The following is an 8,377-nucleotide window of genomic DNA, read 5'->3' as shown; positions in this document are numbered from 1 at the left end:
CGTAGATGCCGTCGTCGAAGCCGTACCAGCGCTCCTTGAAGAAGAAGTGGCCGCTCATCTCGCCGGCCAGTTCGGCGGTCGGTTGTCGCTCGGCATCGGGCTGCTGTCGAGCGTGCTGGCCCTCGCGATCGGGCTGACCTACGGCGCGATCGCGGGCCTGGCCGGCGGCCGCGGCGAGCGGCTGATGATGCGCGGCCTCGACGTGCTGAGCGCGATTCCGTTCCTGCTCGTCGTGATCCTGCTGCTCACCTTGTTCGAACGCTCGCTCGGCCTGCTGCTGGCCGCGATCGGCGGCTATGTCTGGATCGACCTGGCGCGCGTGATGCGCGGCGAGGCGGCCCGGCTGCGCAACGAACCGTTCGTGCTTGCGAGCGAGGCGATGGGCGCCACGTTCGCGCAGCGCCTGCGCTGGCACGTGGTGCCCAACCTGCTGCCGCTGGCCATGGTGTATCTGGGCCTGATCCTGCCGCAGGCGATCCTCGTGGAAAGTTTCCTCGGGTTCCTCGGGCTGTCGGTCGACGAACCGTCGGCGAGCTGGGGAACGTTGCTCGCGGACGGCGTGCAGGAGCTCGACAGCGCACCCTGGACGCTGCTGTTTCCGGCGGGGTTTCTCGTCACCACGCTGTTGGCGTTCCAGATGCTGGGCGACGGTCTGCGCGACTGGCTCGACGTGCGTGGCCGTCCGCAGGTGGCGGCGTGAACGTGGCCGCATCCGCCCGGCGCGTCGATCGCGGCTCGCAGCAGCGACGCGCGCGTCGCGATGCGGTCGGGCACGCGCAATGAATATCCTCTCGCTCCGCTCGCTCGAGGTGCGTGACCGCCAGCGCACGCTGCTGCAGCTGCCCTCGCTGGACCTGCATGCCTCGCGTTGCACGGCTCTGGTCGGCGAGAGCGGCAGCGGCAAGAGCCTGACCGTGCAGGCGCTGCTCGGCCTGCTGCCGATCGGGCTGGTCGCGACCGGTTACCTCGTGGTGGACGGCAACGCGATCGCGCTCGGTTCCCCGGCGCACCGCGCATTGGCCGGACATGGATTGGCCTGGGTACCGCAGGATCCGCTCGCCTCGCTGCATCCGCTCAAGCGCGTCGGCGCCCAGCTGGCGGAGACGCTGCGCGCCGCTCGCGGCCTGGCGAAGGCGCCCGCGATCGATGAAGCACGCGCGCTGCTGGATCGCGTGCAGGTGCCGGATTCAATCGCGGCGCTGCGCCGTTTCCCCCACGAGTTTTTCGGCGGCCAGCGCCAGCGCATCGCGATCGCACTGGCGCTGGCCACGCGTCCGCGCGTGCTGGTCGCGGACGAACCCACCGCGGCGCTCGACGCGCGGATCGCCCGCGACGTGTTGCGCCTGCTCGACCGCCTTCGCGAGGACGAGGGCCTCGCGGTGCTGCTCGTCAGCCACGATCTCCCGCTGGTGGCCGCGCATGCGGAGCAGGTACTGGTGCTGCGCCGTGGCGAGGTCGTCGAACAGGGTGCGACCGCTGACGTGCTCTCGCGTCCGGCTCACGCGTACACCCGCGAGCTCGTCGCCAGCGGCATCGTCCATGCGCTCGACGCGCCGCACGCGGCGGGCGACGACGCCGACATCGTGCTGGAAGCGCGCGACCTGCGCCTTCGCTACCCCGGCGCACCGCGCGACGCGCTCGACGGCGTGGATCTCGTCCTGCGGCGTGGTGAAGCACTCGCCATCGTCGGCGAGAGCGGCAGCGGCAAGAGCTCGCTGGGCCGCGTGTTGCTGCGCCTCGTGCGCCACGCGCGCGGCGAGGTGCGCCTGCATCAGGACGGCCGCGTCGTCGACCTGTTGCGGTTGCCGCCGCGCGAGCTGCGCCACCTGCGTCGCGTGCTCGGCATCGTCTTCCAGGATCCCTACGCCTCGCTGGATCCGCGCATGCGCGTGCTCGATCTCGTGACCGAGCCGCTGCGCATCCACGGCGAGCGCGATGCCGCGGTGCTGCGCGAAAAGGCCGGCGCATTGATGCGGCAGGTGGGCCTCGACGCGGCGATGCTCGATCGGCATCCACATGCCTTCTCCGGTGGGCAGCGACAGCGCATCGCGATCGCACGCGCGCTTGCCGGCGATCCTGTGCTGCTGCTCTGCGACGAAGCGGTCTCGGCGCTCGACGCACACCACCGGCGCGCCATCCTTCAGCTGCTTACGGACCTCAAGCGCGAGCGTGGACTGTCGCTGCTGTTCATCACGCACGACCTGGCCGGCGCGGCATTGCTCGCCGAACGCATCGCGGTGATGGAACACGGCCGCATCGTCGAGACCGGCGCGACGCGCGAGGTGCTGGCGTCCCCGAAGCATGCGCACACGCGTGCATTGCTCGGCCTGGATGAACCCCTCGCTGTCGATCAGGCGCCCTGACCGACGCGTCGAACACCGCTTGCGCAGCCCGGCATCGAGCCGCGCGTCATCCGTGGCAGCCGTCGATCTCCAGCCGCAGTTCGCGCCGGCAAACGCGCGCATGCAGCACCACGCGCGGCACATCGGGTAATCGGCACTGCAGGCCTGCGTCCACCTGCGCAAGCTCCGTCGTCTCGCGCACGTACGCCTTCAGGGGAGACGAGGCGCCGAGCTCGGCCGGAAGTTCCGGCCGCAGTTCGCGCGCCACGTCGATCAGCGAACCGATGTTGGCGAGCGTCTCGTCCAGCTGCGCGTCGGTGCTTTCGTGGTGCAGCGATTCGTGCCCGCGAATGGATGCGGTGCCCGATAGCAGCAGCGGCAGCGGCGCCGGCGGCAGCATCGCGCGCGCAAAGCTCGGTGGTTGTGGCCCGTACTGGCGCGGATAGCGATATGCGCTCACCTGCCGCGGGTTCTCCAGGGGCGTGCCGGCGCTGCGCGAGGCAAGCCAGTAGACCTGCAGGCCGCCCGTGGGGTGGATGCGCCCGATCGCCGTCGCGGCAGGCAGCGTCGCGGTGTGGAAGCTGTCGCCCAGCCCGGCCGCGCGACCCACGCAGAACTGCTTGTAGCGTTCGCGGTCGCCTTCGCCGAGCGTGATGTCGTCGACGTAGTTCCAGATGCGCAGCAGGTGCGAATAGCCGAGGGCCTCGGTCTGCCGCTGCAGCGATGCGTAGGCGTGTGCCGCGGCGCTGCCGATGTCGCCGTCGATTTCCGGCACGTCCATGGCGGCAACGAGCAGGTGGCCGTCGTGCGCGAACGCAAGGTCGTCGGCGCGGCCATGCACGACAGGCGCCGTGCCGCGCCAGACTTCGAACGGCGCGGCACCAAAGGGCTCGAGCGCGACGTGGATCACGCGCGGATCCTGCGACGCCGACTCCCGCCCGCAGGCGCCGAACGCGATCACGGCAAGCACGTCGGGTTGTGCGAGGAGGCTGTCGAGCGGAGCGTGCGAATAGGTGGTGGACAGCGTGCCCGCAGCTTGCGGCAACGTCATGGCGTGTCCTGCACGCGGTCGACCGCGGCACCGCCCCGCAACCAGCCGAACACGCGGTCACGCAGGCTCCCGAGTGCCGCGAGCATGTAGATCACGCGGAAGATGCGCAGGCGCCACAGCACGGGGCGCGCATCGAACACGTCACCGGCGAGCATCGACACCACCGCGCGCTCCACGCCGAGGAAATCGCGCGGATTGGCGAACAGGTGCTTCATCGTCGGCGTCGTGAAGCGGTAGATGAACCATTTGAATTCATCGAGGCCCGCGTCGAACGACTTCTGCAGCGCGCCGAAGATCGCCGCCTCCCTCGCGGGCTCGCGGAGCGCCGCGTCGGCCGCGTGCGCGGCCTGTTCGGCGCTGTGCATCGCGAGGAACACGCCGGACGAGAACATCGGATCGACGAACGCGTACGCGTCGCCGACCAGCAGCCAGCCGGGGCCGTGCATGCGCGTGCATTCGTAGGCGTAGTTGCCGGTGGCGTGTACGTCGGCGCAGCGCTCGCTCGCCGCCATGCGCTCGGCGGCCTCGGGCACCGAATGGATCGTGCGCATGAGGAAACCTTCGCTGTCGCCACCGCGCTCCTTCAGGTACTCGGGCGAACACACCGCGCCGATGCTCATTACGTCCTCGCGTAGCGGGATGAACCACATCCAGCCGTGCGCATGGCGATAGATCGTGATGTTGCCCGCGTCCTCGCCCGGTCGCCGCGACACACCGCGGAAATGGCTGAACACGGCGGCGGACTGGTGCTGCCGGTTGCGGCGCTTGAGCTTGAGCGCGCCGCCGACCAGCGTGTCGCGACCGGTCGCGTCGATCAGCAGGCGCGGCCGCAGCACGTAGTCGCCCTCCGGCCCCGTGGCGTCCACCGAGCTCGGCCGCCCGGCCGCGTCGAAAGCCACGCGCGTGACCCGGGTGAGTTCCCGCGCATCGACGCCCGCCTCCCGCGCGTGCTCGAACAGCAGCTGGTCGAATTCCTCGCGCTTGACCTGGAAGGCGTAGCGGCTGCTCCCGCGCAGGGCACGGTCGAAGTGGAAGACGTTGTAGTTGCCGCCCTCGGTCGGAAAGTCCGCCCCGCGCTTTTCGACGCCGATTGCGCGTACCTTGTCGAGCACGCCGAGGCGTTCCAGGATCGGCATGTTCATCGGCAAAAGCGACTCGCCGATGTGGAAACGGGGGTGCTCGGATTTCTCCAGCATCACCACGTTCCAGCCGGCGCGGGCCAGCAGGGTGCCCACCGCGCTTCCGGCGGGGCCGCCGCCGGCAACCAGCACATCACACGCCACGGCGCCATCGGTGGCAGAATTTCGCACATCGTTCATTCCGCGAATGATACCGGGCGCGCCGCGCTGGACCACGCTGAAGCGTTCACGCTGGCGGTCCCGCGCCGCGCACGCACCTTTTGCGGCCACTGCATCCACGGAAGCCCAATGTCCACCCAGACGCCTGCTGAAACCGAACTCGCCCAGTTGCTGGTCGAGAGCCTCAACCTCGAAGGCGTCGTGCCCGCCGACATCGATCCGGAAGCGCCCCTGTTCGGCGAAGGGCTTGGCCTCGATTCGATCGACGCGCTGGAGCTGGCGCTCGCGATCAGCAAGCACTACGGCTTCCAGCTGCGCAGCGACAGCGACGAGAACCGTCGCATTTTCGCCTCGCTGCGCGCGCTCTCCGGGCACGTGCAGGCCAATCGCCCGGCTTGACTGGATGAATGTCGCGCTCGCACGGCTGCTGCTGAGCGTGGCCTATCCCTTGCTGGCGCACCTCGCCAGCGCTGCCCACGACCCGCGCCTGGCCGCGCTCGCGCTGCTGGACATCGTGCTGATCCTGCTGGTGCTGCCGCTGGCGCGGCGCGACATCGGCGCATGGCTGGCGGTGGGCATCGTCGCGATCGGCCTGTACATGGTTCAGGGTTCGGCGCTGCTGCCCGTTCTGCTGTTGCTTCCGCCGGTGCTGTTTCCGTGGCTGGTCGCTTGGTGGTTCGCGCGCACGCTGCGGCCTGGCAGCGTGCCGCTGATCAGCCGCATCGTCGGGGGGCTGGAGCGTTGCGCGCCGGAGGAACTCGAGCCGCGGCTGAAGGCCTACACGCGCGGGCTCACCACGCTGTGGGCGGTGGTGCTCACCGGCATCGGCGTGGCAAACCTCGCGTTGGGGCTTATCGCCGTGCCCGACGGCCTGCTGGTGCACCTCGGCCACCCGCCGGTGGTGAGCGTGCCGCAGGTGGTGTGGTCGTGGTGCGCGAACCTGCTCGACTACGGCGTCGCCGGCCTGATCATGGTCGTCGAATACCTGCTGCGCCTGCGCCTGTTCCCCGATCGCCCGTACCGTGATTTCCCCGATTTCATCCGCCGACTCGGCGCACTCGGTCCCGCCTTCTGGCGCGACGTGATGCGCTGACAAGACCGCCATGTCCGCCACGACCGAATCCTTCCGACCCCTCGAATCGCTGCCCCTGCGCCTGCTGTGGCCGATCGCCAATGCGATCCAGCTCGGCTTCACGCTGGTCTGGACGGCCGCCGGGATCAGTGTGGCGATGCTGGTGCGCGCGATCACCCGCGATACGCGCCTGCCGCTGCGCATGGCGTCCAGCCTGTGGGCGCCCGGGCTTCTCGCCGGCGCCGGCGCCAGGCTCGACGTGCGCGGCGTGGAGAACGTCGACTGGTCGAAGCCCTGCGTGCTGGTGGCGACGCACGAATCGGTGATCGACATCTGCGCGCTGTTCCGCGCGGTGCCGGTGCCGCTGCGCTTCATGCTCAAGCAGGAGATGACGCGCATGCCGATGGTGGGCTGGTACGCGAAGTCGATGGGCATGTGTTTCATCGAGCGCGACGGCAATCGCGCGTCGATGGTGCGCAGCCTGCGTGCGGCCGGCGCGATCGTGCAGGCCGGCCAGGTGCTGTGCATCTTCCCGGAGGGCACGCGAAATTCCGACGGCCGCGTCGGCGAGTTCAAGCCCGGCGCGTTCCAGGTGGCGTTGGGCGCCGGCGTGCCGGTGGTCCCGGTCGCCATGAGCGGCGCGGGCGCGATCCTGCCGCCGTACAGCTTTCGCGTCCGTCCGGGCACGATCCGCCTGCGCATCGGCAGGCCGATCATCCCGACCGGCAGTGGCGCCGAGGCGCGCGATCGCATCGCGGCCGAAGCGCGCCAGGCCGTCGTCGACCTGCTCGCGCACGACTGACGTGGACTTCGTCGTCGACCCGTCGCATCCAAGCCTGTCCGGGCATTTCCCGGGCAATCCGATCGTGCCCGGCGTGGTGCTGCTCGAGCGCGTGGTCGCCGCGATCGAACAGGCGCACGGCCCGTTGTCGCGCATGCGCCTGCCGCAGGTGAAATTCCTGCAGCCGTTGCTGCCGGGCGAAGCGGCGCGGATCGAGATCGACGGCGCCGCCCCGCGCTGGCGCTTCCGGGTATTGCGCGGCGACGCGCTGCTGGCCAGCGGCGACGTGGTCGCTGGGGATGCGCCATGACTGCCAACGACTGGAAGCACCGCCCCGAAGGCGGCGGCTGGTTCGCGCTGTGGCTGATCCGCACGATCAGTCGCCACGGCGGCCGTCGCGTCGGGCGCGCGTTCCTGTACCCGATCACGCTCTATTTCCTGCTGCGCAGGCGCCACGAACGCGAGGCCTCGCGTCGTTTCCTGACGCGCGCGTTCGGCCGTCCCGCGACCCTCGGCGACGTGGCCCGCCACATCCACACCTTCGCATCGACGATCCTCGATCGCGTGTTCCTGCTCAGCGGCCAGATCGACCGCTTCGACATCCGCGTCAACGGGGTTGAGGCCGTGCACGCGCCGCTCGACCGCGGCCAGGGCGTGCTGATGGTCGGTTCGCACCTCGGCAGTTTCGATGCCATGCGCGTGCTCGGCACCAAGCGCCCGCAGACCAACATCCGCGTGGTGCTGGACAAGGCCCACAACCCGTCGATGCAGCAGCTGATGGATGCGCTGAACCCCGAGCTGGCCGCCAACATCATCGATGCGGGCATGGATGGGCCTTCGCTGGTGCTGGCGATCAAGGACGCGATGGACGCCGGCGCGCTCGTCGCCCTGCTGGTGGATCGCGCGCAGCCGGGCCAGCCCACCATGGACGTGCCGTTCATGGGCGGCATCGCGCCGTTCCCCACCTCGCCGTGGATGATCGCGGTGATGCTGAAGGCGCCGGTCTGCGTCGCCTTCGGCCTGTACCGCGGCGGCCGCCGCTACGACCTCGACTTCACCATGTTCAGCGACGGTCTGGTCGCCGAACGGCATAACCGCGCTGCAGTCATAGCCGACTGCGTGCGCCGCTATGCCGCGATCCTGGAAACCCGGGCGCGGCAGTCGCCCTATTGCTGGTTCAACTTCTTCGACTTCTGGCGGGACCCTGATGACGCGACGCTTCCGATTCCTGATCCCGCTGCTGCTGCTGGCGCCGACGCTCCACGCCGCGTCGCCTGAGGTCGACACCGGCTGGATCCTCGCGAAGCTGGCGCGGCCGGCCCCGATGCGTACCCAGTTCGTCGAACTGCGCGGCTCGCGGCTGCTGAAGAAGCCGCTGCGCATCGAGGGCGACTACGCGCGACCGGCGAACGACACGCTGGTGCGCCAGGTGCGCGCGCCGTACGCGGAGACATCGACCATCCGCGCGGGCAGCGTGACGATCCAGCGCGGCACCTCGGCGCACACCTACTCGCTCGACCGCGCCCCGCAGCTCGCCGGCCTGCAGAACAGCTTTGGCGCGCTGCTGTCGGGTGACCGCTCGCAGCTGGAGCGCGCTTTCCGCATCGACAGCGAGGGCAGCCGGGAACACTGGACGCTGCACCTGACGCCCAAGGACGCGCGCATGTCCGCCTACGTCCGCGCGCTGACCCTGTTCGGCCGCGGCGCTGAACTTCGCTGCATCGAGACCACGCCGGCCAAGGGCGACCTGCAGCGCACGCTGCTGGCCGGCGCGGCGGTGTCCGCCGCCGGCATCGACGACGCGACGCGCCTGGCCACGCTCTGTCGCGGGGA

At 70.1% G+C, this 8,377-nt stretch carries 10 protein-coding genes; 8 read left to right on the top strand and 2 right to left on the bottom strand.

Features of this window, described 5'->3' with window-relative positions; translation table 11 throughout:
• Positions 1-184 precede the first annotated feature (184 nt).
• Together FW784_RS10635 and FW784_RS10630 are read left to right on the top strand one after the other, a co-directional pair.
• Positions 185-700, top strand: a complete 516-nt coding sequence (locus FW784_RS10635) for an ABC transporter permease (RefSeq protein ID WP_328592722.1) — start codon at positions 185-187, stop codon at positions 698-700.
• A gap of 79 nt (positions 701-779) precedes the next feature.
• The gene (locus FW784_RS10630; protein ID WP_149353318.1) at positions 780-2,363 is read left to right on the top strand and encodes an ATP-binding cassette domain-containing protein; all 1,584 of its coding nucleotides are present in this window, start codon (positions 780-782) and stop codon (positions 2,361-2,363) included.
• A gap of 46 nt (positions 2,364-2,409) precedes the next feature.
• On the opposite strand, the gene FW784_RS10625 is transcribed toward FW784_RS10630, so the two are convergent.
• Both FW784_RS10625 and FW784_RS10620 read right to left on the bottom strand, forming a co-directional pair.
• Positions 2,410-3,393: a chorismate transformation FkbO/Hyg5 family protein gene (locus tag FW784_RS10625; RefSeq protein ID WP_235893654.1), complete on the bottom strand. Its 984-nt coding sequence runs from the start codon at positions 3,391-3,393 to the stop codon at positions 2,410-2,412.
• Positions 3,390-4,703 (bottom strand): NAD(P)/FAD-dependent oxidoreductase, encoded by a 1,314-nt coding sequence (locus FW784_RS10620; RefSeq protein ID WP_235893653.1) that lies wholly within the window; start codon positions 4,701-4,703, stop codon positions 3,390-3,392. Before FW784_RS10620 ends, FW784_RS10625 begins: the two co-directional genes overlap by 4 nt.
• Positions 4,704-4,820: 117 nt before the next feature.
• Between FW784_RS10620 and FW784_RS10615 the strand changes: the two genes are divergently transcribed.
• The 6 genes from FW784_RS10615 to FW784_RS10590 all read left to right on the top strand — a co-directional run.
• On the top strand, positions 4,821-5,090 hold the full coding sequence (locus FW784_RS10615) for a phosphopantetheine-binding protein (RefSeq protein WP_149353316.1): 270 nt from the start codon (positions 4,821-4,823) through the stop codon (positions 5,088-5,090).
• Positions 5,091-5,094: 4 nt separating this feature from the next.
• Complete coding sequence (locus tag FW784_RS10610) at positions 5,095-5,784, top strand: COG4648 family protein (RefSeq protein WP_149353315.1); 690 nt, start codon at positions 5,095-5,097, stop codon at positions 5,782-5,784.
• Between the two features lie 10 nt (positions 5,785-5,794).
• Positions 5,795-6,565: a lysophospholipid acyltransferase family protein gene (locus FW784_RS10605; protein ID WP_149353314.1), complete on the top strand. Its 771-nt coding sequence runs from the start codon at positions 5,795-5,797 to the stop codon at positions 6,563-6,565.
• A gap of 1 nt (position 6,566) precedes the next feature.
• Complete coding sequence (locus tag FW784_RS10600; protein WP_149353313.1) at positions 6,567-6,854, top strand: ApeI family dehydratase; 288 nt, start codon at positions 6,567-6,569, stop codon at positions 6,852-6,854.
• A complete protein-coding gene (locus FW784_RS10595; protein ID WP_149353312.1) occupies positions 6,851-7,822 on the top strand; it encodes a lysophospholipid acyltransferase family protein in 972 nt (323 codons plus the stop codon). The genes FW784_RS10600 and FW784_RS10595 overlap by 4 nt, the downstream gene beginning before the upstream one ends.
• Positions 7,752-8,377, top strand: a 626-nt coding sequence (locus FW784_RS10590; protein WP_149353311.1) for a LolA-related protein, incomplete at its 3' end; no start/stop codon positions are given. The genes FW784_RS10595 and FW784_RS10590, both read left to right, overlap by 71 nt.

It is taken from the genome of Cognatilysobacter lacus (assembly GCF_008274655.1).
GTDB lineage: Bacteria > Pseudomonadota > Gammaproteobacteria > Xanthomonadales > Xanthomonadaceae > Cognatilysobacter > Cognatilysobacter lacus.
This window is presented reverse-complemented; position numbering and strand designations above follow the sequence as displayed.